Source organism: Stappia sp. ES.058, assembly GCF_900105595.1.
Classification (GTDB): domain Bacteria; phylum Pseudomonadota; class Alphaproteobacteria; order Rhizobiales; family Stappiaceae; genus Stappia.
In genome coordinates, this window is record NZ_LT629784.1 from 2,967,436 (window position 1) to 2,992,926 (window position 25,491).

At 64.9% G+C, this 25,491-nt stretch carries 25 protein-coding genes; 14 read left to right on the forward strand and 11 right to left on the reverse strand.

Annotated features, from left to right (window positions below; translation table 11 throughout):
• Positions 1–4 precede the first annotated feature (4 nt).
• Genes BLU32_RS13840 through BLU32_RS13850 form a run of 3 tightly spaced genes read left to right on the forward strand, consistent with a single transcriptional unit; the run spans position 5 to position 5,876 of the window.
• Entirely contained in the window at positions 5–955 is a 951-nt protein-coding gene (locus BLU32_RS13840) for a DUF58 domain-containing protein (protein ID WP_093807858.1), read from the forward strand.
• Complete coding sequence (locus BLU32_RS13845; RefSeq protein ID WP_093807860.1) at positions 952–3,786, forward strand: DUF4159 domain-containing protein; 2,835 nt, start codon at positions 952–954, stop codon at positions 3,784–3,786. The genes BLU32_RS13840 and BLU32_RS13845 overlap by 4 nt, the downstream gene beginning before the upstream one ends.
• An 11-nt stretch (positions 3,787–3,797) precedes the next feature.
• Entirely contained in the window at positions 3,798–5,876 is a 2,079-nt protein-coding gene (locus BLU32_RS13850) for a hypothetical protein (protein ID WP_093807862.1), read from the forward strand.
• A gap of 13 nt (positions 5,877–5,889) precedes the next feature.
• On the opposite strand, the gene BLU32_RS13855 is transcribed toward BLU32_RS13850, so the two are convergent.
• Complete coding sequence (locus BLU32_RS13855) at positions 5,890–6,399, reverse strand: GNAT family N-acetyltransferase (protein ID WP_093807864.1); 510 nt, start codon at positions 6,397–6,399, stop codon at positions 5,890–5,892.
• Between the two features lie 375 nt (positions 6,400–6,774).
• On the opposite strand from BLU32_RS13855, the gene BLU32_RS13860 reads away from it, so the two are divergent.
• A complete protein-coding gene (locus tag BLU32_RS13860) occupies positions 6,775–7,755 on the forward strand; it encodes a glutathione S-transferase family protein (RefSeq protein WP_093807866.1) in 981 nt (326 codons plus the stop codon).
• Positions 7,756–7,758: 3 nt separating this feature from the next.
• Here BLU32_RS13860 and BLU32_RS13865 read toward each other — a convergent pair whose 3' ends face one another.
• Positions 7,759–8,202, reverse strand: coding sequence for an NUDIX domain-containing protein (locus BLU32_RS13865; protein WP_305849817.1), 444 nt, complete (start codon positions 8,200–8,202; stop codon positions 7,759–7,761).
• Between the two features lie 490 nt (positions 8,203–8,692).
• On the opposite strand from BLU32_RS13865, the gene BLU32_RS13870 reads away from it, so the two are divergent.
• Entirely contained in the window at positions 8,693–9,601 is a 909-nt protein-coding gene (locus BLU32_RS13870) for a metallophosphoesterase (RefSeq protein WP_093807870.1), read from the forward strand.
• A gap of 35 nt (positions 9,602–9,636) precedes the next feature.
• On the opposite strand, the gene BLU32_RS13875 is transcribed toward BLU32_RS13870, so the two are convergent.
• A complete protein-coding gene (locus tag BLU32_RS13875; RefSeq protein WP_093807872.1) occupies positions 9,637–10,248 on the reverse strand; it encodes a hypothetical protein in 612 nt (203 codons plus the stop codon).
• A 178-nt stretch (positions 10,249–10,426) separates the two neighbouring features.
• Here BLU32_RS13875 and BLU32_RS13880 point away from each other — a divergent pair, with 178 nt between their 5' ends.
• Positions 10,427–10,903 (forward strand): YbaK/EbsC family protein, encoded by a 477-nt coding sequence (locus tag BLU32_RS13880; RefSeq protein ID WP_093807874.1) that lies wholly within the window; start codon positions 10,427–10,429, stop codon positions 10,901–10,903.
• A 26-nt stretch (positions 10,904–10,929) separates the two neighbouring features.
• Here the strand turns inward: BLU32_RS13880 and BLU32_RS13885 are convergent, their stop codons facing one another.
• Entirely contained in the window at positions 10,930–11,544 is a 615-nt protein-coding gene (locus tag BLU32_RS13885; RefSeq protein ID WP_093807876.1) for a GNAT family N-acetyltransferase, read from the reverse strand.
• Between the two features lie 179 nt (positions 11,545–11,723).
• On the opposite strand from BLU32_RS13885, the gene BLU32_RS13890 reads away from it, so the two are divergent.
• Entirely contained in the window at positions 11,724–12,155 is a 432-nt protein-coding gene (locus BLU32_RS13890; protein WP_093811050.1) for a RidA family protein, read from the forward strand.
• A gap of 71 nt (positions 12,156–12,226) precedes the next feature.
• On the opposite strand, the gene BLU32_RS13895 is transcribed toward BLU32_RS13890, so the two are convergent.
• Entirely contained in the window at positions 12,227–12,463 is a 237-nt protein-coding gene (locus tag BLU32_RS13895; RefSeq protein WP_157727677.1) for a hypothetical protein, read from the reverse strand.
• 119 nt (positions 12,464–12,582) lie between these two features.
• Between BLU32_RS13895 and BLU32_RS21835 the strand changes: the two genes are divergently transcribed.
• The 7 genes from BLU32_RS21835 to BLU32_RS13925 all read left to right on the forward strand — a co-directional run bounded on the left by BLU32_RS21835 (position 12,583) and on the right by BLU32_RS13925 (position 17,861).
• Entirely contained in the window at positions 12,583–12,735 is a 153-nt protein-coding gene (locus BLU32_RS21835; protein ID WP_157727678.1) for a hypothetical protein, read from the forward strand.
• Between the two features lie 205 nt (positions 12,736–12,940).
• A complete protein-coding gene (locus BLU32_RS13900) occupies positions 12,941–13,780 on the forward strand; it encodes a transporter (RefSeq protein ID WP_208976889.1) in 840 nt (279 codons plus the stop codon).
• 143 nt (positions 13,781–13,923) lie between these two features.
• The gene (locus BLU32_RS21840) at positions 13,924–14,079 is read left to right on the forward strand and encodes a hypothetical protein (RefSeq protein WP_157727679.1); all 156 of its coding nucleotides are present in this window, start codon (positions 13,924–13,926) and stop codon (positions 14,077–14,079) included.
• A gap of 180 nt (positions 14,080–14,259) precedes the next feature.
• Positions 14,260–15,141, forward strand: coding sequence for an N-carbamoylputrescine amidase (gene aguB / locus BLU32_RS13910; RefSeq protein ID WP_093807882.1), 882 nt, complete (start codon positions 14,260–14,262; stop codon positions 15,139–15,141).
• Positions 15,138–16,229, forward strand: coding sequence for an agmatine deiminase (gene aguA, locus BLU32_RS13915; protein WP_093807884.1), 1,092 nt, complete (start codon positions 15,138–15,140; stop codon positions 16,227–16,229). Before aguB ends, aguA begins: the two co-directional genes overlap by 4 nt.
• A gap of 96 nt (positions 16,230–16,325) precedes the next feature.
• Positions 16,326–16,607, forward strand: a complete 282-nt coding sequence (locus BLU32_RS13920; protein WP_093807886.1) for a hypothetical protein — start codon at positions 16,326–16,328, stop codon at positions 16,605–16,607.
• Positions 16,608–16,829: 222 nt separating this feature from the next.
• Positions 16,830–17,861, forward strand: coding sequence for a phytanoyl-CoA dioxygenase family protein (locus BLU32_RS13925; RefSeq protein WP_093807888.1), 1,032 nt, complete (start codon positions 16,830–16,832; stop codon positions 17,859–17,861).
• Between the two features lie 58 nt (positions 17,862–17,919).
• Here BLU32_RS13925 and flhA read toward each other — a convergent pair whose 3' ends face one another.
• Genes flhA through fliF form a run of 6 tightly spaced genes read right to left on the reverse strand, consistent with a single transcriptional unit; the run spans position 17,920 to position 25,329 of the window.
• The gene (gene flhA / locus BLU32_RS13930; protein ID WP_093807890.1) at positions 17,920–20,106 is read right to left on the reverse strand and encodes a flagellar biosynthesis protein FlhA; all 2,187 of its coding nucleotides are present in this window, start codon (positions 20,104–20,106) and stop codon (positions 17,920–17,922) included.
• 43 nt (positions 20,107–20,149) lie between these two features.
• Positions 20,150–21,523 carry a sigma-54 dependent transcriptional regulator gene (locus tag BLU32_RS13935; RefSeq protein ID WP_093807892.1) on the reverse strand — a complete coding sequence of 458 codons (1,374 nt, stop codon included), beginning with the start codon at positions 21,521–21,523 and terminating at the stop codon, positions 20,150–20,152.
• Positions 21,524–21,542: 19 nt separating this feature from the next.
• Positions 21,543–21,842, reverse strand: a complete 300-nt coding sequence (fliN, locus tag BLU32_RS13940; RefSeq protein WP_244501869.1) for a flagellar motor switch protein FliN — start codon at positions 21,840–21,842, stop codon at positions 21,543–21,545.
• A 47-nt stretch (positions 21,843–21,889) separates the two neighbouring features.
• A complete protein-coding gene (locus BLU32_RS13945; protein ID WP_208976890.1) occupies positions 21,890–22,597 on the reverse strand; it encodes a FliH/SctL family protein in 708 nt (235 codons plus the stop codon).
• Between the two features lie 42 nt (positions 22,598–22,639).
• Complete coding sequence (fliG, locus tag BLU32_RS13950) at positions 22,640–23,701, reverse strand: flagellar motor switch protein FliG (protein ID WP_093807896.1); 1,062 nt, start codon at positions 23,699–23,701, stop codon at positions 22,640–22,642.
• Positions 23,698–25,329 (reverse strand): flagellar basal-body MS-ring/collar protein FliF, encoded by a 1,632-nt coding sequence (fliF, locus tag BLU32_RS13955; protein WP_093807898.1) that lies wholly within the window; start codon positions 25,327–25,329, stop codon positions 23,698–23,700. The genes fliG and fliF overlap by 4 nt, the downstream gene beginning before the upstream one ends.
• Between the last annotated feature and the right edge of the window lie 162 nt (positions 25,330–25,491).

Consider the following 25,491-nt stretch of genomic DNA (forward strand, 5'->3'; position numbering starts at 1 on the left):
GCCGATGGAGGGCTTCCCGCGCTTCGCAACGAGCCGTTCCGCCGCCCGTGAGAACCCGGAGGGCGACGCCTGGCCGAAGGTGGTCGCGCGGGCGCGCTCGCTCGCCGACGCGCTGCCCGACCTGCTCGTCGAGGCACGTCAGGTGGCGATGACGGTCAACGCCGGCTGGCACGGCCGCCGGCGTGCAGGCTCCGGCGAGAATTTCTGGCAGTTCCGCCCGTTCGCGGCGGGGGAACCCGTGAAGCGCATCGACTGGCGCCGCTCGGCGCGCGACGATCATCTTTATGTCCGCGAACGCGAATGGGAAGCCGCGCACACGGTCTGGCTCTGGGCGGACCTGTCTTCCTCCATGGCGTTTCGCTCGCATCTGGCGCAGACGACCAAACGCGACCGGGCGCTCGTGCTGTTGCTGGCGCTCGCCGATCTTCTGGCGGAGACCGGCGAACGCGTCGGCCTGCCCGGCCTGCGCCGTCCGGTCTCGGATCGGCACGCGGCGGAGCGGATCGCCTCCGCCCTCGCCCACGTCAAGGATCCCGTCAGCCTGCCCGACGCCCACGAAATCCGGCGGTTCTCGGATGTCGTCCTGATCGGCGACCTGCTCGATCCGCTGGAGGAGACACTGGCCTGGATGAACACCGTCGCGGCGACGGGCGCGCGCGCGCATGTCGTGATGCTGCTCGATCCGGCCGAGGAAACCTTCCCCTTCTCGGGGCGCACCGAGTTTCATGATCCCGAAAGCGGCTTCCGGCTGACCAGCGGCAAGGCGGAAGACTGGCGCGCCGCCTATACCGCCCGGCTCAACGCCCACCGCGAGGCCCTGCGCGACGTCGCCCGCAAGGCCGGCTGGACGTTTCTCGTCCACCACACCGACCGTCCGGCAGCCGAACCGATGCTCGTGCTGCACAGCCGGTTGAGCGGTCACCTGATGCAGGACGGCACGGGAGACGGCGCATGATCTCCTTCCTGCCGCTCGGTTTCACCGCACCGCTGGCACTTGCCGCCCTTCTGCTTCTGCCGGCGATCTGGTGGCTCCTGCGGCTCATTCCGCCGCGGCCGCGCCAGGTCGCCTTTCCGCCGGCGCGGCTTCTGGCCGACATCGACAAGCGCGAGGAAACCCCGGACAAGAGCCCGCTGTGGCTGACCCTGCTCCGGCTCGCCCTCGCAGCCGCCCTCATCATCGCCCTTGCCGGCCCGATCTGGCGCCCGCTCGCCGATGCCCCTGCCGGCGACGGGCCACTGTGGCTTGTCGTCGACAACGGCTGGGCCTCGGCCGCCGATTGGGAAACCCAGCGCGGCATGGCCGAACGCATTCTGGAAACGGCGGCGGAACAGGCGCGTCCCGTGTTGCTGGCGGCCACCGCCGAAGGTCCGGACCAGCCGCTCGTTCCGCAATCGGCACGGGTTGCACTGGACAGGCTGCGGGCCCTCGAACCACGGTCCTGGCCAACGGCCCGCGGTGAGCTCACGCTCGGCCTGCGCAAGGCGGGTGCCGCCCAAGCTCCGGGTGCCGTGATCTGGTTGTCGACCGACAGTGCCGGCGCCACCGATCCGCGCTTCGTGGAAGACCTTGGAGCGATTGCAGGCAGCGCCGCGCTTACCATCTACGCCGGCCTGCCAAGACCGACGGTTCTGGCGGCCGCGCAAAACGACATCGACGCGCTGACCGCAAATCTCGTGCGCCCCGCCGGAACGAATGCGCCCGCAAGCGTGCGCGCCCTCGACCGCAAGGGGCTGGTGATCGGCGAATCGCAGGCGACCTTCGACGAAGACGGCACGACCGGCTCCGTGCGGTTCGACCTGCCGGTCGAGTTGCGCAACGATATCGCACGGCTCGAGGTGAGCGGAGAGGCCAGTGCCGCCGGCGTCCAACTGCTCGATGACCGCTCGCAGCGCCGCACCGTCGGGCTGGTTTCGGGCGCGTCGGTCGACCAGGCGCAGCCGCTGCTGTCGCCGCTCTACTATCTCGATCGCGCGCTCTCCCCCTTTACCGAGCTGCGCCGTCCGCGCGCCGACAATCTCGACGAGGCCGTGCCGGTGCTGATCGACGAGGGTGTGTCCGTCCTGATCATGGCCGACGTCGGCCGCCTGCGCGATCCGGTGCGTGACGAGGTCGCCCGGTGGGTGGACCAGGGCGGCGTGCTGGTCCGCTTCGCTGGTCCTCGCCTCGCGGGCGGAACCGACGACCTCATTCCAACTCCCTTGCGCGCCGGCGACCGGGCGCTTGGCGGCAGCCTGTCCTGGGACGACCCGCAGCCGCTTGCGGACTTTGCGGCGCAATCGCCCTTCGCCGGCCTCGAGGTTCCAAACGACGTGACGGTCAACCGCCAGGTTCTCGCCGAACCGGGACCGGAGCTGTCAGAGCACAGCTGGGCGCTGCTTGCCGACGGCACACCGCTGGTGACGGCCTCCGAGCGGGGACGGGGACGCATCATCCTGTTCCATGTGTCCGCCGATACCGCCTGGTCCAATCTGCCACTGTCCGGCACGTTCGTGGAAATGCTGCGGCGGATCGTTTCGCTTTCCGGAACCGGATCGCCGACGCAGGACGCCGGAACGGGCGCGACACAGACGACCCGCTCCTCGGGCGAACCGGCATCGGTGCTGCCGCCCGTGCGCGTGTTGAACGGCTTCGGCCGGCTCGGGCCGCCGCCGGCCTCCGCCGTCCCGATGGATCCGGCCCGCGAGACCGCTGCCAGCCGTCGCCATCCGCCGGGCCTTTACGGTCACGACGATGCCCTGCGCGCCGTCAACCTGTTTTCAAGCACCGACGAGGTGAGAGCGCTCGACATCGAGGCCCTGCGCGACACGGCCGAGATTACCGGTTATCCAACCGCCACCGCACACGATCTCCGGCCCGTGTTCTTCGTCCTCGCCCTTCTGCTGCTGTTTGCCGATGCGCTTGCATTGATCTGGCTGCGCGGCGACCGGCGGCTCCTGCGCGGACGTCTTGCGACCTCGGCCGGCGCGGCCCTGCTGGCGCTCGGCCTTGCGGCTCTGCCTGGCGAGCGAGCGGTTGCGCAGGAAACCTCCGCCGACCTGATGGCGCTGGAAGCCTCGCTCGACACGCGCCTGGCCTATGTCGTGACCGGCGATGCCCGGCGTGACGAGACCAGTCGTCAGGGGCTCTACGGGCTGACCCGTTTCCTGGCCAGTCGCACCGCACTGGAACCCGAAGCCCCGGTCGGCGTCGATATCGCCAGCGACGAACTGGCCTTCTTCCCGCTGCTTTACTGGCCGATTTCCGAAGACACCGCCCGGCCCTCGCCCGAGGCTCTCGCGCGCATCGACACCTACATGCGCAACGGCGGCACCATTCTTTTCGACACGGCCGACCAGCTCTCCTCGGGGATTTCCGGTCTCGGCACGTCGTCATCCGTCCTGCGGCTGCGCGCCGTCCTCGACGGTCTGGACATTCCGCCGCTCGAACCGGTGCCCGCCGATCACGTACTGACCAAGGCGTTCTACCTGCTCGACACCTTCCCGGGCCGCTATGCGGGCGGCCCCTTGTGGGTGGAGGCCAGCGAACGCGACACCGGCGGCATTTCCGGCCGCCCCGTGCGGGCCGGCGACGGCGTCTCGCCCGTGCTGATCACCGGCAACGACTTCGCCGCCGCCTGGGCCATCGACGAAGGCGGCACCTATCTCTATCCCACGGTTCCGCCCGACCAGGCGCAACGCGACTACGCGTTTCGCTCAGGCGTCAACATCGTCATGTATGCGCTGACCGGCAACTACAAGGCGGATCAGGTCCACATCCCCGCCCTGCTTGAACGTCTCGGACAATAGGAGCGCCGCCTTTGATCTGGTCCCTGTCCTTCGATCCTCTGGTGCCGACGTGGGCACTCGCCCTTGCCGCTGCCGCGGCCGTGTTGCTGGCGGCCTCTGCCGCCGCCACGCGGCTGCCCGCCTGGCCCTTGCGCGCGCTCGCCGTGGCGGCCCTTGTGTTCGCGCTTGCCGGACCGGCGGTCGAGCGCGAGGACCGGGAGCCTCTGACCAGCGTCGTGTCCGTGATCGTCGATGAAAGCCAGAGCCAACGTCTCGACGGACGCGACACGACAACGGCGGACGCCCTTGAGGCGCTGGAAACCCGGATCTCCGCCCTTCCCGGCTATGAGATCCGCGTCACCCGCGCCGCACGCGGCGAAGGCGCCGCCGCCGACGGCACCGCGCTGTTCTCCGCCCTTGCCGACAGCCTGTCAGACGTTCCGCCCGAACGCATCGGCGGCGCGGTGATGATCACCGACGGCCAGGTGCATGATATTCCCGAGACGGCGGCGGACCTCGGCTTTCAGGCTCCGCTTCACGCCCTGATCACGGGCCGTGAGAACGAAGTGGACCGCCGGCTGGCGATTGCCCGCGCGCCGAAATTCGCGCTGGTCGGCTCCGAGCAGGTCGTCACCCTTCAGTTGCAGGACCGGGGTCCGGCCCCCACGGGCGAGCGGGTGCGCATCATCGTGCGTCGCGACGGGGAAATCGTCTCCGAACACCGCGCCCTGCCCGGCGCCACCGTCGACATCCCGGTCGAGGTTGCCCATGGCGGCGACAACATCTTCGAGTTCACCGCCGATCCGCTTGATGGCGAACTGACCGATCTCAACAACCGCGTCGTGCTGACAGTCGAGGGCATCCGCGAGAACCTGCGCGTTCTCCTCGTCTCCGGCAGCCCGCATGCGGGCGAACGCACCTGGCGCAACCTGCTGAAATCGGACGCCTCCGTGGATCTGGTGCATTTCACCATCCTGCGTCCGCCCAACAAGCAGGACGGCACCCCGATCAACGAACTGTCCTTGATCGCCTTTCCGACCCGCGAGCTGTTTTCCGTCAAGATCGACGAGTTCGACCTGATCATCTTCGACCGCTACGTGCGGCGCGGCGTGCTGCCGCTGCTCTATTTCGACAACATCGCGCGCTATGTGCGCGACGGCGGTGCGGTGCTGGTGGCAAGCGGACCCGACTATGCCGACGGCGGCAGCATCTACCGAACGCCGCTCTCTCCGGTGCTTCCCGCCGAACCGACGGGCGTCGTCTATGAAGAGCCCTTCCGGGCCGGCATATCGGACACCGGCACGCGCCACCCCGTCACCCGCGACCTGCCGGGCAGCACGGCGACACCGCCGGACTGGAGCCGCTGGTTCCGTCTCGTCGAGGCGAATGTCGCCAACGGCGAAACGCTGATGAACGGGGCGAACGACAAGCCACTGCTCGTGCTGGGGCGTGAAGGCGAGGGTCGCGTCGCCGTCCTCCTGTCGGACCATGTCTGGCTGTGGGCGCGCGGCTATGAAGGCGGCGGACCGCATGTCGCGCTGCTGCGCCGTCTCGCGCATTGGCTGATGAAGGAACCCGATCTCGAGGAAGAAGCCCTTCGGCTGACCTCGCGCGGACCGGAGGTGGTGGCCGAACGCCAAACGATCGGCGAGAGCGTCGGCGATCTCGTTCTCACCCTGCCCGGCGGCGAAACCCGCACGCTGACGCCAACCGAGGTCGAGCCGGGATTGTGGCGCGCGAACACGCCTGCCCCGGACCTTGGTCTCTATACGGTCGACGACGGCACCCGGAAGGCTCTGGTGCACGTCGGCCCGCCGAACCCCCGCGAGTTCACCGATGTCTTGTCGACCACCCGGACCCTCGCGGGCCTGAGCGCCGAAACCGGTGGCTCGACGCGCCGCATTGCCGATGCCGGCGGTGAGATGCTGATGCCGCGCGTCGTGCCGCTGCGCCGTGCCTCCGCCTTTGCCGGCGACGGCTGGATCGGCCTGCGCTCGACCAGCGCCAGCGTTTTGAAGGGCGTCGACCGCTATCCGCTGTTCCAGGGGCTGCTCGGCCTTGCGCTGCTGCTCGGCGCGGTGTCGCTGCTGTGGTATCGCGAGGGCCGCTGACGCCTTGCGTAAATCAGACGACCCGCGCGCGTCCACCGCGTACGGGGCCTGTCGGAAAGGCCGTGTCCGGCCGCAAGTTGGCGAGCAGCACGCGTGACGGATCGGCCGGACCGGGCAGCGCGATGCTGCCCGGAGGCACCGGCGCAAAGCCGAGCGGCCCGTAATAGGGCGCATCGCCAACCAACAGCACCGAGCTCTCGCCCAGCGCCTGCGCGGTCTTGATGACATGCGCGACCAAGAGCCGTCCAAGCCCCCTGTTCTTGAAGGCCGGCGCCACCGTCAGCGGTCCAAGCAAAAGAGAGGGCTCGCGGCCGATCGTGATCGGGGTGAGCCAGACGGACCCGGCCAGCGCATCGCCGCTCAAGCCGACGAAGCTCAACCGCGGATCGTGGGGCACGCCCTCGCGCAGGCGAAACGCGGTGCGCGCGAACCTCCCCGGGCCAAAGGCTTCGGCCTGAAGAGCCTCGATTTCGGGGAGGTCGTCGGACGTTTCCGTCCGAATGAGCCAGGACGATGCAAGCATGATACGGATCCACAGCGCAGGAAGAACGAAGGAAATGCTGCGGGACGTTCGGATCCGCCGGAAATCTGCATCAAGAGTGCAGACTGTGGATCGTCAGCGCATGCGCAGCGGGACGCGCGAGGTCGAGCCTCGTCGTTCGTCTCTTCGTCGCTGCCGCTCGATCCGGGTCATCGGTTTCCGTCTTGCTCTTGAAGGCGCGCTGCCGACAGGCGCCTGCACGAACGGGTGGTTAGCATGTGATCTTTGCCTCGTAAAGCGTAAGATCGGCATCCGCAGCGGTGTTCACGCAGGGCGAACGCACCTTTCAGCCCATTGAAGACCCACATCTTCCGCCCAATTGGGACAAGAGCATCGCGAAACAAGAAGGATCTCGTCATGGGCCGCCTCGTGGAAGGTGTCTGGAACACCGACTGGTACGACACGAAATCGACGGGCGGGCGCTTCGTGCGCAACAGCGCCGCGTTCCGCAACTGGGTCACACCCGACGGCAGTGCCGGTCCGAGCGGGGATGGCGGCTTCGCGGCGGAGGCCGGGCGTTACCATCTGATGGTTTCCTATGCCTGTCCCTGGGCCCATCGCACGTTGATCCTGCGCAAACTGAAAGGTCTTGAGGACAAGATCTCCCTCAACGCCGTCGAGCCGCTGATGCTCGACGATGGCTGGACCTTTGCAAAGCCCGATCCGGTCACGGGCGCCGAGACGGCGTGGCAGGTCTATGTGAAGGCCGATCCCGTCTACACCGGGCGCGCCACCGTCCCCATTCTCTGGGACAAGAAGACCGAGACGATCGTGTCGAACGAATCCGCCGAAATTCTCAGGATGTTCAATTCCGCGTTCAATGGTCTTGAGGGTGTGGACGCCGCGCTCGATGTCTCTCCCGAGCCGTTGCACGAGGAAATCGAGGCCGTCAACGCACGTGTCTACGACACGGTGAACAACGGCGTCTACAAGTCAGGCTTTGCGACAACCCAGGAGGCCTACGAGGAGGCTGTGACCACGCTGTTTGAATCGCTCGACTGGCTGGAAGAGCGCCTTGGCCGGCAGCGCTATCTCGTTGGCGATAAACTTACGGAAGCCGACTGGCGGCTGTTCACGACGCTTGTGCGCTTTGACCCCGTCTATGTCGGACACTTCAAGTGCAACATTCGCCGGATCGCCGACTATCCCAATCTTTTCAACTATCTCAAAGAGCTCTACCAGTACCCGGGCGTTTCGGACACATGCGACTTCACGACGATCAAGACGCACTATTACGGGTCGCACGACATGGTCAATCCGACGGGGATCATCCCGGTGGGGCCAGCCATGGACCTCTCGGCGCCGCATGACCGCGACCGGTTGAAGGTCGCGGCCTGAGGCTCACCATACGGGGTCTGTCGGCGCCACTCCGACGATCTCCGCGATCCGGCGACGGGTCGCCGGCGTGGTGTCCGGCGGCAGGTCGGCAATCGGAAAGAAACCCGACTCGCGGATCTCCACGCCTGATGGAGGCGTGTCCGCGAGCCGGACATCGTCAAGACAAAACAGCGCCACGTGATCGCGTGGCGAAATGCGCACATTAAGGTACATCGCGAAAAGCCGGGGCGGCGAAAGCGCCTGCGCCCCGGTTTCCTCGTGGAGTTCGCGAACAGCGGCTTGCGCAAGCGTTTCGCCGGGATCGACCGCGCCGCCCGGCAGATACCATCCGGGCATGTAGCTGTGACGAACCAGCAGGACACATCCATCGTCACTGCGCACGGCAATGCGCACACCAAGCGACATCGACCCGCGCAGGCGGTTGGCGGCCAGGGTGAGGCGTCGCATGAGACGCATCGGGAGTGGAATTGGCGACGTCACGTCTCTCTCCATGAACGGATTGCGCGGGGCACCGTCGCAGCATTGCGAATATACAGACATTGTTAACTCACCATGCGTGCGTCGCATGGGTGCACTGCGATCTTGTCGCTTGTGAAAGCTTTCGGTTTCAACGATTTTCGCACTGCAGGCGAAGGGGTGCCCCGACGGATCGGAACAACGGCTTTCCCCAATCTGCATTCTCAAGGAGAGAAACATGTTCTCGGCGTTCTTTCGCAGCCGCGCTCGTCGTCGTTATGCTTGGCGTCCGGCCGTAGACCTGACCAACCCGCGCATCGCCGCGGTGTTGACGACCTTCAGCGGCAACTGAGCCGCAGTCGACCCCCGCCGTCCGCACCTCTTGCGGATCGGGATCATCGGCGAGCACGCGCAAAGCGCCCGGACCCGTCCGCGGCGCTTTTTGCTTGACCGCAGCCGCACTTCCTTTTGATGTGGCAGCATGTTTCGTCTCGCACACCTGTCCGACCCTCATCTCGGCCCCATGCCGGATACCCGCATCCGCGACCTCTTGTCGAAACGCGTGATCGGCTACGTCAACTGGCACCGCAGCCGTGCACGGTCGATGACCGCCACCTGGCTCGACGGGCTTGTGGAGGACATCCACGCCACCGCGCCAGACCACATCGCCGTGACCGGCGACCTGGTCAACATCGCGCTCGATCTGGAGATCTCGGCTGCACGCGCATGGATGGACGCGCTCGCGCCCCCGCATCTCGCCTCCCTCGTTCCCGGAAATCATGACGCCTATGTGCCGGGTGCGCTGCGCCGCGCGATAAAAGCCTGGGCCCCCTACATGACCGGCGACGACGCCCCTGACGTCGCTTTTCCCTACGTGCGCCGGCGCGGTCCGCTGGCCCTCATCGGTGTTTCCAGTGCAAGGGCGAGCGGACCCTGGTTTGCCACCGGACGCGTTGGCAGCCGGCAGGCGAAGGCGTTGCGCACGCAGCTCCAGCAGCTTGGCGCGGAAGGGGCATTTCGCGTGCTGATGATCCACCATCCGCCGCACCGGGGCGCGACCGCCTGGAACAAGCGGCTCACCGACGCCTCGCATGTGCGCGCCGCAATCAAGCGCGCCGGCTGCGAACTCGTGCTTCACGGGCATACCCATCTGGCGACGCGTATGGAGATCGACAGCCCGAACGGTCCGGTGCCTGTGATCGGCGTGCCTTCTGCTTCCAATTCACCCGGCCACAAGCGCCCGGCGGCACGCTACAATCTGTTTTCGATTTCCGGATCGCCCGGACAGTGGCACTGCGAGATGGAAGAACGCGGCTATCCGGCAAGCGCGTCAAGTGACGCAGCGACGGTCGAACACCTCGCCAGCCGGCATCTGGCCATTCCGGGTTAAAACCGTCGATGAACGAACAGACAACGTCGGCGCGATCAGCTCAACGGATTGGCGAACCAGGCATAGCCGACAAGGCCGACGGCCCCGACGAGCAGGCCGATGGCAAAGGCCGCGAACGGGGCCCACAGCCCGCGCACACTGGGCACAGGCGCCTTGGCGGGCGCTCCATGATCGCTGTCGTGCGACGTGTCTGCACGCGGAGCTTCCCTCAGCCGGTTTGTCAACCAGTCGCCTTCCACGGCGCGCTCGCGTTCAAGCACGCGTTCGGCAATATACTCGGTGATGCAATCCGCCATGTCCTCAAGCTCGGGCGTCTCGAGAATCACCGTGCGGCCGATTCGCGTGTCCTTGATGAAGCGATAGACGCGCTTGTCGCGGCCCATCGCGACATGGCTGGTGATGTCGATCCACAGCCGCGGCAGGTTGCCGGCAACGATCTGGAAGGAGAACTGGTCGTCGTCCTCGGGCACTTCCTTGAAGACGTCCTGAAGCTCTTCCGACAGCAACTCCAGCCGGGCACGCTCGGATTCCTTCAGTTCTACAACCACATCCGTGCGTTCCACCTCAGCAAGCTTCACCTTGCGGATGGCATCGCGAAGACTGCGCACCTTGGCGTGCGGAACGACATTGTCGCGGGATCTGCTCATGCGGCACCCTGTCTTGAGGCATGGGCTGCGGGACGGCCCCTGCGTTCACCCGGTAAACGAACTCTTAACGAAGATGCTTACCACACTCATTCTGCAATCGCAGCAACCCGACCCGGCGTTAAGAGATTCATCCACGATCAAAGTCGGTTTTATGGTTAACAAGGATTAGGACTTATTCATGGCAAAGCAATCAAGCAGCGACCGCGTTGTGGAGGCGGCCCGCAAAGCCGGCCTCGACATCGAGATCGTTCAGATGCCGGCCTCGACGCGCACCGCGGAGGAAGCCGCGGCGGCCTGTGGCTGCTGCGTGGCTGAAATCGTCAAGTCCCTCGTCTACCTGGGCGCAGAGAGCGACGCGGTGGTGCTGCTGCTCGTCAGCGGCGTGAACCGGGTGGATGAGGCGGCCGTCGGAAATCATCTCGGCGAAGCGCTCACGCGCCCCAACGGCCGCACCGTGCGCGAACGCACCGGATTTGCCATCGGCGGCGTCGCGCCGCTTGGACATATCGGCGAGGTGCGCGTCTTCATCGACGAGGACCTGGCGCAATACACCACCGTCTGGGCGGCGGGCGGCGCGCCGAACAGCGTGTTTCAAACCACCGTGCAGGATCTTTGCAAGGCGACCGGCGGAACCTGGCTGAAGATGACGGGCTGAACGAACGGCCCGACCGGCAACACGCCCTATCCTTCGATCAGGGGAACACGCGGCGCGACGTCGCGTGGAAGCAGGCCGGTCAGGCGCGGATCGTCCTCGATCTCGATGGCCCGCTTGTAGGGCGTGAACCCGCTGGACATGTAGAAGCCCAGCGCCTGCGGGCTGTCGGCCGTGCATGTGTGCACCCAGAAACGTGTCGTGCCGGCTCGCCCCCAGGCCGTGTCGATGGCCTGGTTCATCAGCCAGCGTCCCGCGCCGCCGCCAATCGCCTCGGGCACCAGCCCGAAATAGGCAAGTTCAACGTCGCTCGGATGAGAGAAATCGAGTTCCAGCAGGCCGACCGCATCGCCAGCTTCGTTGCGGCAATAGTGCAGCCCATGCCCGGGCGCCGTGAGAAGACGGACAAGGGCTTCGTCGTCCGCCGCAAGGCGGCCGAACCACAGCCAGTCGTCGCCGATGCGCCGGAACAGCCGCCGGTACTGCGCCGGATCGGGTCGCTCGATCCGCTCGAGCCGGAGATCCGGGCGCTCCACAAACCGCGTCGGCGGGCGCGCGTGCATCTCGAGATAGGTGACGACATTGGCGATCTTGCCGGCAGGCAGATCGGTACATCCGGAGAGGTCGACGGACAATGAGGGCATGGGTCTCACGCAAAATGACGCTCGAAGGGTGGCCCTGTTGTAGTTCTTTCCGTGGTGGGAGAGCCATTTTTTTAGGGGGTGTCCACAAACTGTGTTGGTCGGCTATGCGGACTTTGCAGACATTGACGTATAGGGAGCGCGCGGACATTCTGGCGTCTCACCAAAATGAGCGAGGGAACATGCCGCGCAGAGCACTCTTTCCGGCAGGAGCACGGACAACGACCGACCAGATCAAGCTTTCGCCAGGGATCATTTCCGGTAACCATGTCTTTGTGACTGGTATGACTGGAAGCGGCCCGGACGGCACCATGCCGGAGGATCTGGAAGAACAGTTTCGACAAGCTTTTGAAAAGATTGACGCAGTTCTTCGGGAGGCCGGACTGGACTTCGGCTCGATTGTCGAGATGACAACGTACCATGTCGGTCTGCGAGCTCATTTCGATACGTTCTGTAAAGTCCATTCCAATTATGTCTCGGAACCCTTCCCCGCATGGACAGCGGTTGAGGTCGCAGGTTTGCGCAGAGAGGGTGCGGTCGTAGAGATTAAGGTGGTGGCGGCCATCGAGCTAAGCAGACCTGATGGACAGATTGGGCTCGAAGCGGACATCTGACCACAGCAACAGCAAACTTATGAGGCAAGAATAATTTCTGCCGGTTGCATCCCTTCCATCCGGACTTCCAGTCACCGGGTGTAGCCGTTCAGGTTCTTCGTCGCGGGCCCACAGAAGGGCTTGATGAACCTGCCGTAGCGGGCGCGCAGCGAGTTCACATTCTGGATATGATAGCAGCCCGCCACGACCCGTGTGCCGGGCTTACTTCCGACGACGAAGTGCTCAAGGCAGCGTGCCGCCGCAAGGGTCCTGTAGCCGTTTCCTCCGTCCGAGCAGAGCACGGCATCGCCTGGCACCAAGGGGTTCATCGCGCGTTCCACCGTCGCGCCCTTGCGGTTCGGCAGTCTGCGGAAGAGCCCTGCACCGCCGCGGTCGGCTACCGTGAGAATGGGCAGCTGCCACCTTTTGGCGGAGGCAAACACTGCAAATGATCGAGATCAGCATTCTTTTGGCTGCAGGCTTGATGACATCATCATTTCTGGGCGTGTCGGCCGTGCAGGCCGAAGCATCCAAAAAAATGTCGACGGACATTCCGGGCAAAAGCTGGTGGCTGGCTCCGCGCATCAACAGTCCGGAATAAGCCTCGATCGATCAAAGCTGGAAACCGGATGTGATCGAACTGGTAAAGCAAGACTTTCCGTGCAACCCGAAGCCGGGAGTCTCGACACAGTGCGGAATATCGACCATAAAAAGGCGAACAGAAACAAGCGTCCCGCACGTTTGCAATCAGCTTCCGGTGCACGACGCAATGACGATCAGATGTCGAGACACAAAGGGACAGGATTATGCGGCACTCAACAGGACGGCTCCATGCCAGCTTCGGCATCTTGGCCCTGGCAACCGCAAGTCTTGCACCTCAGTGTGCGCTGGCGGCAGACGACGCGGAACTGGCAAAGCAACTGGCCAATCCGATTGGATCTCTGATCAGCGTTCCTTTTCAGTTCAACTACGATCAGGGCCAGGGACCCACCAATGGCCAGAAGCTCATGATGAACGTTCAGCCCGTCATCCCCTTCGCATTGAGTGAGGAGTGGACCCTCATTACCCGGACGATTGTGCCGGTCGCCTGGCAGAATGACATTGCAGGGAATTCGGGGACTCAGTTCGGCTTGGGAGACACGCTCGCAAGCGCCTGGCTGTCTCCAAAATCAACTGAAACATCAATCGGTGCTCTGACCTGGGGCATTGGCCCGTCTGCAACCTTTGCAACCAGCACGGATCGGCGACTTGGCTCCGGGACGTGGGGCCTTGGGCCGACGGCGATCGCCTTGGTTCAAAACAAGGTAGGCTCGGGGACAATGACCTTGGGCGCACTCGTCAACCAACAATGGGGCGTCGCCAAAACGAGGTCGAATCAACCCGACCTCAACAACACATTGCTTCAGCCATTTCTGGCTTATACGACCGATACCGCCTGGACGTATTCCCTCAACACGGAATCGTCCTACAATTGGACGTCGAGCGAATGGGCAGTGCCGATCAACCTATCGGTCTCAAAACTGGTTTCCCTTGGAAGCCAGAAAGCGCAGATCGAGGCGGGCGTCGGCTATTGGGCAGTCAGTCCAACGAATGGTCCCACAGGCATCAGGGGGCGCCTGGCGGTAACTTTCCTGTTTCCGGAATAGGCTCTCATTTCAGCAGTCCATAGGTCCCCGCCTCCACCTTGCAATCAGAGTTGGACGGGATCGTCGGACTTCGTGACCGGACCAATTTCGCCGACAAGGCTTTCGTCAGCTGTTGCGCAGACATCGGAATCGGGCGAAGCGACGTGACCTGGCGGACACTCGGGGCATCGGGATGCCACTTTGACGAGGTTGATGCCGTTGTGCGGTGGCGCTATCCCGACCGGACCTTTTCCAACACGGCCAAGCTCGATGATCCGACCGTCAATGGCCCCTTCGTCGGCGTCAAGAGGCGCTTTTGATGCGCGCCCCTGGGTTGCACAGAGAACAATAAACCACCCGCCCCGGTAGCGATCAGATCTCGCGGATCATGCCGCCACCTTGCCATGCGGGCGATTGGCGCGCGCGTTCACTTCCGATAATCTCCGCAGTCAACCGGCCGTTCCTGTCGGCGGGTCGTTCCCTATTCTCGCGGAGTTTCCATGCGCCCCGTCGTCCTCGCCGCTCTGCAAATGGCCTGTTCGCCCGACCGCAATCAAAATCTCGACAGGACCGAACGGCTGATCCGCGATGCCGCACGCGAGGGCGCAAACATCGTCCTGCCGCAGGAGCTGTTCGAATTCCCCTATTTCTGCCAGAACGAGGCGCCCGACCTCTTGTTGCGCGCCGAACCGGCCGAGGGCCATCCTGCGATTGCCCGGGTTCAGGCGCTTGCCAGCGAGCTCGGCGTGGTCATTCCCGTCAGCTTCTACGAACGCGCGGGTCAGGCCCGGTTCAATTCCATCGCCATCATCGACGCCGACGGCGCGAACCTCGGCGTCTATCGCAAGAGCCATATCCCGCAAGGCTCCGGCTATCAGGAGAAGTATTATTTCTCCCCCGGCGACACCGGCTTTCGCGTCTTCGACACCAGCTTCGGGCGGATCGGCGTCGCGATCTGCTGGGACCAGTGGTTTCCCGAAACCGCGCGCGCGATGGCGCTGATGGGCGCGGAGATGCTGTTCTTCCCGACCGCCATCGGCTCGGAACTGCTCGATCCCGACTGGGATTCCGCTGCTCACTGGCAGCGCGTGATGCAGGGCCACGCCGGTGCCAACCTGATGCCGCTGGTCGCCGCCAACCGGATCGGCACGGAGCCGGGTCGCAGCGGCACGCAACTCACGTTCTACGGCTCGTCGTTCATCGCCGATGCGACCGGCGCGAAACTCGCGGAGGCCGACCGCACGTCGGAAACGGTGCTGACCGCCCGCTTCGATCTGGACGAGATCGCCGCGCTGCGCGCCGGCTGGGGCGTCTTCCGCGATCGCCGGCCGGAGCTCTACGGACCATTGATGACCCTCGACGGACGGGCGCCCGCGACATGACGCAACCGCTTGCCTCCACTCCGCGCTCCGACGGCTTTCGCATGCCCGGCGAATTCGAACCGCATTCCGGCTGCTGGATGATGTGGCCGGAACGGCCCGACAACTGGCGGCTGGATGCGCGACCGGCGCAGGAGGCCTTCGCCGCCGTCGCCGAGGCGATTCACCCCTCCGATCCGGTGACGATGGCCGTCTCTCCGGCGCAGGTTTCCAATGCCCGGGCACGGCTGTCGCCCGGCATTCGCGTCGTCGAGATCGCAAGCGACGATGCCTGGATGCGCGACACCGGCCCGACATTCCTCGTCGACGCTGCCGGAACCCGCCGGGCCGTCGACTGGCATTTCAACGCCTGGGGCGGCACCTTCAACGGCCTCTACGCGCCGTGGGACCGGGACGATGCCGTCGCCGCCCGCGTGGCGGGAATCGAGGGCGTAGAGCGCTACCGCGCGCCCTTCGTTCTGGAAGGCGGCGCGATCCATGTCGACGGCGACGGCACCGCCTTTACCACCGAGGAATGCCTGCTCAGCCCCGGCCGCAATCCAGGTCTTTCGAAGGCGGAGATCGAGGACCTTTTGAAGGACTACCTCGGGGTCGAGGCCGTGATCTGGATCCCGCGCGGCGCATACCAGGACGAGACCACCGGCCATGTCGACAATCTGCTGCATGTCTGCGCGCCAGGCCTCGTCGCGCTGAGCTGGACCGAGGATTGCGACGATCCGCAGTTTGACCGTTCGGCCGAGGCCCTTGCCGTGCTGGAGACGGTGCGCGATGCAAAGGGGCGCAAGCTCGAGATCGTGAAACTGCCGGCGCCCGGACCGCTCTTCATGAGCGAGGTCGAGGCGGCCGGTATCGAGACGGCGAAAACCGGCATGGCGCGCGGCGGCGGCCAGCGGCTGGCCGGCAGCTACGCGAATTTCTACATCGGCAACGACAGGGTCGTGTTTCCGCTGCTCGATCCGGTAACCGACGACGTCGCGCGCGACATTTTGGAGGGGTGTTTCCCGGGCCGCGAGATCATCGGCGTACCCGGGCGCGAGGTCCTGCTCGGCGGCGGCAACATCCACTGCATCACGCAGCAGGTACCGGCCTGACGGGTCGCGAAATCCCAAAACGCACGAAACGTTAAACCCGCATTAACCATGACGGGGCGAGGGTTGCAGGCGAACAACAGGAACGCATGAACACCCATGGCCGGTATCGGTTCTTCATTTGGCAAGGCACAGAAGTTTTCGTTCTACGAACGGAACAAGGCCTGGCGTGCCAAGCAGAGGGACCACAACGAGAAGTTCCTGAACCAGCAGGCCGTCGCCTCGAACGTCTTCGGCGTCAACGTCGGTGCAACCCAGGCCGCCACCGAACTCTTGTTTCAAAAGGTCGTGCAGCGGGTGCAGAACGAGGCCCAGTCGAAGATCGGCGAGCAGAACGACGCCATCGACACCGCCATCGAAAGCCTCGACGTCACCGTTTGAAGCACGGCCCGACAAGGCAGCCGCTCGAGTACAACGACACCGTCCGGCCTCGCGTCCGTCACAAGACACATCAACAAGATCCGACAGCCAGGCGTCAATCCGTCCGATTGTCGCTGGGAGCGCCTGCGATTCCGGCTGGACCGGGCGATGGGCGCGCGCCAATAATGCCGCGCAAGACTGCAGCCATGCCAGCAAGGGGCGACAGGTGAGGACCATCGGCTGATGAAATTTCAAGACTATCTGAACCTGCCATTCTGGCTCATGAACGTTGCCGGTACGGAAAAATCACTGCGCAAGAACCCGGTTCTTGGCAGCCCCTTCCTCAATCGGCTGGGCCTGCACCGGACCCGCGTGAAGCTTGCGGCGAAAATGGCGGCGACGCGACGCGCGCGGCTTGCCTCCAGCCTGTCGGAGACCGACCGCCGCTCCTTCGACGAGAACGGCTATTTCCTGACGCGGGACTTTCTGCCCACAGACGACTTCGAAGCCTTGCGAAAGGCGGCCTTCGAGCAGCGGTTTGCCGCCCGCGAAATGCGCCAGGGACCCACGGTGACCCGCATGGTGCCGTTGCCGCCCGCGCTGCTTGCGCGCCATCCCGCGATCGCGCGGGCGCTCAGAAATCCGCGTGCCCTCGCTCAGATCCGCTATGCCGCCTCGCAGGGCGGGGAGCCGATCGGCTTTTTCCAGACCGTCATCGGCGATCCCTCCAAGGCCGTGGACCCGCAGACCAACATCCACTCCGACACGTTTCACGCCACGTCGAAGGCCTGGCTTTTCCTTCAGGACGTGGGCGAGGACGACGGGCCGTTCTGCTTCGTGCCGGGGTCCCATCGGCTGACGCCGGAGCGGCTGGACTGGCAGCATGCGTGTTCCCTGTCGGCGGCTTCGGATCGCGACGGGCACCATGCCAGCGGCTCGTTCCGGGTGCGCCCGGAGGACCTGGCGGCTCTCGGCCTGCCCGCACCGGTGCGCATGGCCGTGCCAGCCAATACGCTGATCGTCGCCGACACCTTCGCGTTCCACGGACGCGCGCCGTCACTCAAGCCGACCCTGCGCTGCGAATTGCACTGGCACATGCGCCGCAATCCGTTTCGCCCCTGGACCGGGCTTGACCCCAAGTCCCTGCCGGGCATTCGCGGCCGCGAGCTGGAGCTTTTCATGGCGCTCTCGGATGCAAAAGAAACGTATCTGAAAAAACGCCATATCTGGCGCCCGGTCGGCGAAGTCGCGATCAACGCGCCGGCGCAGATCTGATCCCGGCTGTATTCCGCCCGTGGATTGAGCTGCCCCCGGAGCCTTGAGAGCGGACCCGTCACACCGTGCCGACGGTCTTGAGCCTTGTACGCGAATGCACCTCGTTCTGGCTCATCACGGTGGTGTGGGCGCGGAAGCGCTCGACGATGGAGCGCACGAAGGGCCGCGTCTGTGGCGAGGTCAGGAGCACCGGAACCTCGCCGGCCTGCGCCGCCTGCTCGAAGGCATCGCGCACCAGCCGCACGAATTCCTGCAGCTTGGACGGCGCCATGGCGAGCGAACGCTCGTCCCCCTCGCCGACGATGGATTCAATGAACGCCTGCTCCCATTGCGGCGACATGGCGATCAGCGGCAGATAGCCGCCCGGCGCCTGGTTGGAGGCTGAAATCTGGCGCGCCAGCCGGCTGCGCACGTGCTCGGCAATCGTCGCGGGATTGCGGGTGAAGCCGGTTGCCTCGGCAATGCCTTCCAGGATCGTGCCCAGATCGCGGACGGAAATGCGCTCGGCCAGCAGCGTCTGCAGCACGCGCTGGATGCCCGAAACGGTGATCTGGCCCGGAACGATATCCTCCACCAGCTTGGCCTGCTCGCCGGTGATCTCCTTGAGAAGCTTTTGCACATCGGCATAGGTCAGGAGTTCGGCGACATTGGCGCGGATCGTCTCGGTGAGATGGGTGGCGAGCACGGTCGCGGGATCGACCACCGTGTAGCCGCGCAACGCCGCGTCCTCGCGGTATTGCATCTCCACCCAGGTCGCCGGCAGTCCGAAGGTCGGCTCGGTCGTGTGCTGACCGGGAAGCTTGACCTGCCCGCCATGCGGATCCATGACCATGAAATGGCTTGGATAGAGCTGGCCTTCGCCGGCCGCCACTTCCTTGACCTTGATGACGTAGTCGTTGGCGCCGAGCTGGATGTTGTCGAGAATGCGCACCGGCGGCATGAGAATGCCAAGGTCCGAGGCGAGCTGTCGGCGCAGCGCCTTGATCTGCTCGGTCAACTGGTCGCTTTCCGCACCCTTCCCGTTGATCAGCGGCAGCAGCGCATAGCCAAGCTCGATGCGCAGCTCGTCCATCTTCAGCGCTTCCTCGATCGGCGCTTCCGCCGGTGGCGGCGGCGCGGTCGCGGCCACCTCGGCCGCCTCCACCTGTTTCGCGACCTCCTTGTGCGACTTGCCGGCCCGGTAGGCCAGATAACCGGACACGCCGGCGAGGCTGAGGAACGGCAGAATCGGAATACCCGGCAGCATGGCGAGCGTCACCATCACGAAGGACGACATGCCAAGCGCCTTGGGATAGCCGGAAAGCTGCCTGGCGAGCGCCTTGTCGGCGGAGCCGGAGACGCCCGCCTTGGACACCAGCAAGCCGGCCGCCGTGGAGACGATGAGCGCGGGGATCTGTGAGACGAGGCCGTCGCCGATGGTCAGCAGCGTGTAGGTGGTCGCGGCATCACCGAAGGAGAGATCCATCTGCGCGACGCCGATGATGATGCCGCCGATGATGTTGATGAAGGTGATCAACAGACCGGCGATCGCGTCGCCGCGGACGAATTTCGACGCGCCGTCCATGGCGCCGAAGAAGGTGCTTTCGTCCTCCAGCTCGCGGCGACGGGTGCGCGCCGTGGTTTCGTCGATGAGGCCCGCGCTCAGATCGGCGTCGATGGCCATCTGCTTGCCGGGCATGGCATCCAGGGTGAAGCGTGCAGCGACTTCCGCGATGCGACCCGAACCTTTGGTGATCACGACGAAGTTCACGATCACCAGGATCGAGAAGACGATGATGCCGATGATGAAATTGCCGCCCATCACGAAATGGCCGAAGGCCTCGATCACCTGTCCGGCAGCGTCCGTCCCCTCGTGTCCGTTGGCGAGGATCAGGCGCGTGGAGGCAAGGTTCAGCGCCAGCCGCAACATCGTCGCGATCAGGAGAACGGTGGGGAAGGACGAGAACTCAAGCGGCTTTTGAATGAACAGGCCGGTCATCAGGATCAGGACGGAAAAGATGATCGAGATGGCCAGGAACAGGTCGAGCATGAACGCCGGCATCGGCAGGATCAGCACGACCAGAATGATCATGACGCCGATCGCCAGCGCGAACTCGCCGCGGCGCAGCGCATCCCAGATCGAGGATACGTTCAGTCCGAATGCGGCAAGGTTCGCGCTGCCGCGCCCTGCGGCAGGCGCGCCCCCGGGCACTCCGGCGGGCACACCACCCGCGTCACCGCCCTCGCGCGCCGTCACATCGCTCATCGACCGCCCTCACTCACAGCACCGGCTCCCTGCCCGTAGAGTCTCACGCCACCGCGACGCGGGCTTCGCCGGGCCCGGGCACTGTCAGCCCTTCATCGGCATATTGATTCAGCTTGTTGCGCAAGGTCCGGATCGAAATTCCGAGAATCTTTGCTGCATGCGTGCGGTTGCCCAGACAATGGTCGAGCGTGTCGAGGATCAGGTCGCGCTCCACATCGGCCACGGTGCGCCCGACATAGCCGCGATTGACCGCATCCGCCGTGGCCGCCGCATCCGCAGCCAGGCGCGCATCGGCGGCCTGCCCGCCGGCGATCGGACTGCCGTCCGGCATGCGGATGGCTTCCAGGTCGATTTCCTCGCCGCTGGCAAGAAGCACGGCGCGATGCATCGTATTCTCCAGTTCGCGCACGTTGCCCGGCCATGGATTGGCGATCAGCGTGCGCCGCGCCTCCTCCGACAGCGGGCGCTGGCCGATGCCGTTCTCGCGCGAATAGCGCTCGACGAAGTGCCGGGCGAGTTCGAGAATGTCGCCCGGACGCGACCTGAGCGGCGGCAGCTTCAGGTTCACGACATTGAGCCGGTAGAGAAGATCCTCGCGGAAGGTGCCGGAGCGCACGGCTTCGGTCAGGTCGCGGTTGGAGGTCGCGATGATGCGGATATCGACGGGAACCGGCTTTGTTCCGCCCACCCGGTCGATCACCCGCTCCTGGATCGCGCGCAGGAGTTTGGCCTGCAGCCGCACGTCCATCTCCGAGATCTCGTCGAGCAGCAGCGTTCCCCCGCTTGCCTCCTCGAACTTGCCGACGCGCCGCGCCACGGCGCCGGTGAAGGCGCCTTTCTCGTGGCCGAAAAGCTCCGATTCAAGCAGATGCTCGGGGATGGCCGCGCAGTTGATCGAGATGAACGGCTTGTCTGCCCGGTTGGAGCGGGCATGTACGTGACGCGAAATCACCTCCTTGCCCGATCCGGATTCGCCCGTCACCAGGATCGACGCGTCGGAGGCGGCGATCTGCTCCGCCAGCCGCACGACGGCCGTCATGGCATCGTCCCGGTAGATCACGTTGGACTGGTCGCGGGCAACGGCGGCGAGCACCGCTGCGATCATTTCCGGATCCGGCGGCAGCGGGATGTATTCCTTGGCGCCGGCGCGAATGGCATTCACCGCCGCGCTTGCATCGGTCTTCACGCCGCAGGCGACAACCGGCAGATGGAATCGCTCACGCTCGAGATGTCCGATCAGACCGGCGATATCGAGTCCGACATCGGCCATCACGAGATCCGCGCCGCGCCCCGAACGCAGCACTTTCATCATGTCTTCGACGGTGCCGGCATGGGTAACAGCCGCACCGCCGTCCATCGCGATCTTCGAGGCGGTGATCAACTGGCCTTCAAGGGTGCCGACGATCAACAGTCGCATGGCTATTCTCCTGTTCCGATCAGCGATCGGACTTGATGATTTCCGTCATGGTGACACCGAGCTTGTCCTCCACGAGGACGACCTCGCCGCGCGCCACCAGACGGTCATTGATGTAGATATCGATGGCTTCGCCGACCTTGCGGTCGAGCTTCAGCAACGTGCCCGGCGCGAGCTTCAGCAGTTCGGACACATGCATCCGCGAACGTCCGAGCACCGCGGATATCTGGACCGGGACGTCGAACACCGCCTCGAGATCGGCGGCGCCGCGCGCCTGGCTGTAGTCCCGCTCTTCCTCGCGGCCCCCGTTCTCCTCTTGCATATCGGCAAGCGGCAATCCGTTTTCCTGGAGGTTTTCGTCCGTATCGCTCATGGCTCAATCCGCTCCCCGGCGGTCTCTTGGGTTTCGGAGTTGCTGGGCTTGGCGACCGAGCGCCGCCCTTCGAAGTAACGGCGCGCGGCCTGGTCGACCTGCTTTTCGATCGCGCGGCGATCCCGCACGATGCCGCCATCGGCCCATTCGATGCGGCAGTCGCCGGCCGCAAGGTCCGGCTCGCCGAGAAACACGACACGACCCTCGAAGCCCTTCTCGGACACGAGCGGGTCAACCTTCGATTTCAAGGCCTCCAGGTCGCCGTCCCGGACCCGGATCACCAGATGCGGGGCGCGGCGCAGCGGCCCGAGACACTCCGAGATCAGCGCGATGATCTCGCCCAGCGGCTCGCGCGCGATGAGATGGGCACAGATCCGCCGCGCCACGAGGAACGACAACGCAACGGCGTCCTTCTCCTGCCGCGCCTGATCGGTGTCCAGTTGGTCAATCAGCGTGCAGACGTCATTCGACAGGCGACGCGCCTCCTCGGCAAGGCGGCCTTCGTCGGTCTGCTGCTGCTCCAGCGCCAGCGATGCACGGCCACGCTCGTAGGCGGCCTGTTCGGCGGCCGCCACCAGCGCCTCGTGTTCCGCCACGGGCATCATCGGAATCTCCGGCACGACCGGTTCCGCCGCCTCCTCGGGTTCGGGCGCCACGTCGATCGCCGCGAAGTTGCGGTCGAACAGGAACCGGTTGGCCTTCATTTCTGGGCTCGCAAATCGTGTCATCATCGGGTTTCAGGCCATTCAGTAGATGATTTCGTCGTCGCCCTTGCTCTTGGAGAGCATGAGCTCTCCCTTGGCGGCGAGATCCTTGGCGGTTGCGACCATTCCGGACTGCGCTTCGTCGACGTCGCGCAGTCGGATCGGCCCGAGAGCTTCCATGTCGTCCTGCATCATCTTCGCCGCGCGCGACGACATGTTGCCGAAGAAGAAGTCGCGAACGGTTTCCGACGCACCCTTCAGCGCAATCGCCAGCCGGTCCTTCTCGACGCTGCGCAGCAACGTCTGGCAGCTTCCCGCGTCGAGCTTCATCAGGTCGTCGAAGGTGAACATCAGCGTCTTGATCCGCTCGGCCGATTCGCGGTTTTCCTCTTCCAGCGCGGCCAGGAAACGGGCTTCCGTCTGCCGGTCGAAATTGTTGAAGATATCGGCCATCATCTCGTGGCTGTCGCGGCGCGAGGTGTTGGTCAGGTTGGACATGAACTCGACGCGCAGCGTCTGCTCGACCTTCTCCAGAACCTCCTTCTGGATCGCTTCCATCTTGAGCATCCGCGAGATGACCTCCAGCGCCAGTTCCTCGGGCAGGATGCCCAGAACCTTGGCGGCATGGTCGGGATCGATCTTCGAGAGCACGACAGCGACGGTCTGCGGGTATTCGTTCTTCAGGTAGTTGGCGAGAACGTTCTCCTGCACGTTGGAGAGCTTTTCCCACATGTTGCGGCCGGCCGGCCCGCGGATTTCCTCCATGATCACATTGACGCGATCCCCCGGCAGGAAGCTGGACAGCAACCGCTCGGTGACATCGACGTTGCCGTTCAGTGCGCCGTTCGACGAGATCTTCTTCACGAAATCGACGAAGAGCTCCTCCAGCATCTTCGGCGTGACCGGGCCAAGCCGCGACATGGCGGCGGAGACCTCACGGACCTCCATTTCGTCCAGCTTTTCCCAGATCCGTCGCCCGTGCTTCTCGCCAAGCGCGAGAAGAAGAACCGCCACGCGCTCCGGGCCCTTGAGCTCGCGCTCCTTCCCCCCTTCGCTGACTGTCAGATGGGTGCCGGCCGTCTGGATGGTGCTTGCGATGCTCATGCTGCTTCATTCATCCAGCTGCGGATGATCCCGACGGCTTCATTGGGATATTCCTCGATGAGCCCGCCAACCTTGGCGATGGTGGCGACCTGCACGGCGCCCTGCGCCTGGGCTTCCTCGAGCCATTCGATGCGCGGCTCGCCATCCTCGTCGACCTCGATGCCGGCGTCCGAGGACTGGTCGGCGATCATGGTGTTGTCCATCGGCTGACCGTCTGCCGACAGCAGCCCCTGCGGCTCTGCCTCCTCGACGCTCAGGATCCGCTTGATCAGCGGGCGCACCGCAAACAGCGTGAGAAGCAGAGCGATCAGGAACAGCACGCCGAGCTCGATGAACCGCATGATGTCGGAACGGGTAAACTCGAACAGGCCGGCCTCCTCGTCGGCAAGAACGCTGTTGGGCGCCTGGGCGAAGCGGAGATTGACGACTTCCACCGTGTCGCCGCGCGCCTCGTCGTAGCCGACCGCCGAACGCACCACCAGGGCTATGCGCTCCAGCTCTTCCTCGGAGCGCGGGGCATAGACCAGATCGCCGTTCTCATCGGGCGTGTAAACGCCGTCGACCAGGACCGCGACCGAAAGACGATCCACACCGCCTGCCTCGACAACCTCGGTCTTGACCGACTTGGAGATCTCGTAGTTGACGATTTCCTCGGCCTGATTGGCGATATCGCGGTCGGAATTCTCGCCGTCCTGCTGATCAGCCTCGGGCAACTGGTTGGCGGCGGTCACCGCCCCGCGGCGGCCGATGGTCGAGGAATTCTCCTCCCGCGTCTGGGTGGAGCGCACAACCTGACCGTCCGGGTCGTAGGTTTCCTGTGTCTCGGTGATGCGGTTGTGATCGAGCTCCATGGCGACGCGCACCCGCGAGCGGCCGACACCGACGACCGAGTTCACGATCTCTTCAATCTGCGTGCGCACCCGCGCTTCCATCGACTGGCGGCGCTCCTGGAGCGACGAGGCGATGAAGCCCTCGCCCTCTTCGCCGGCACCACTGGCAAGCAGGCGACCGGTCTCGTCGACGATCGACACGTAGTTCGGCTGCAGCCCCTCGACCGCCGTGGCGACGAGATGCTGGATGGCACGGATCTGCCCGGGATCGAGCGTCCCCCGCACACTCAGCGCGATGGAGGCGGTTGGCGGCTGGTGGTCGCGCTGAAACAGCTTGCGCTCCGGGATCACCAGATGCACGCGGGCCGACTTGATGCGGCTGATGGAGCGGATCGTGCGAGTAAGCTCGCCTTCCAGCGCCCGCGTCCGGTTGATGTTTTGCACGAAGCTCGTGGAGCCGAGCGTGTCGGCCTTGTCGAAGATTTCGTAGCCCACGGATCCGCCGAGCGGCAGGCCCTGTTCGGCGAGGCGCATCCGCGTGCGGAAGACGTCTTCCTCAGGCACCAGGATGGTCGCGCCGTCGTTGAGCAGTTCATGCGGAACCGCCAGGCTTTCCAGCTGCGACACTATGGCGGAGGAATCCTCGAAGGTGAGGTCGGTATAGAGCGGCGTCATCTGCGGCGTGGTGATGCGCAGCATGATGAAGGCAAAGACGCCCACGAGAATGGCGGCAACCGCACCCATGGCAGCAATGCGGGTCGGGCCGAGTGTTTTTACGAGTTCCGCAAGTCCGTTCACGAGCCACCCATCCGATACGCTTGGTAGAGCCTTCAGGAGACCGCGCCATCCAGGGGAGCCTGGGGATGAGGGGATGGTGAAAAAGCTCCCCCGGACGACCGGTAGGCAAAATTTGCCCGCCAGATGGTAAACAAGGTGTTAACGAACGTTAGGAATTGGTGA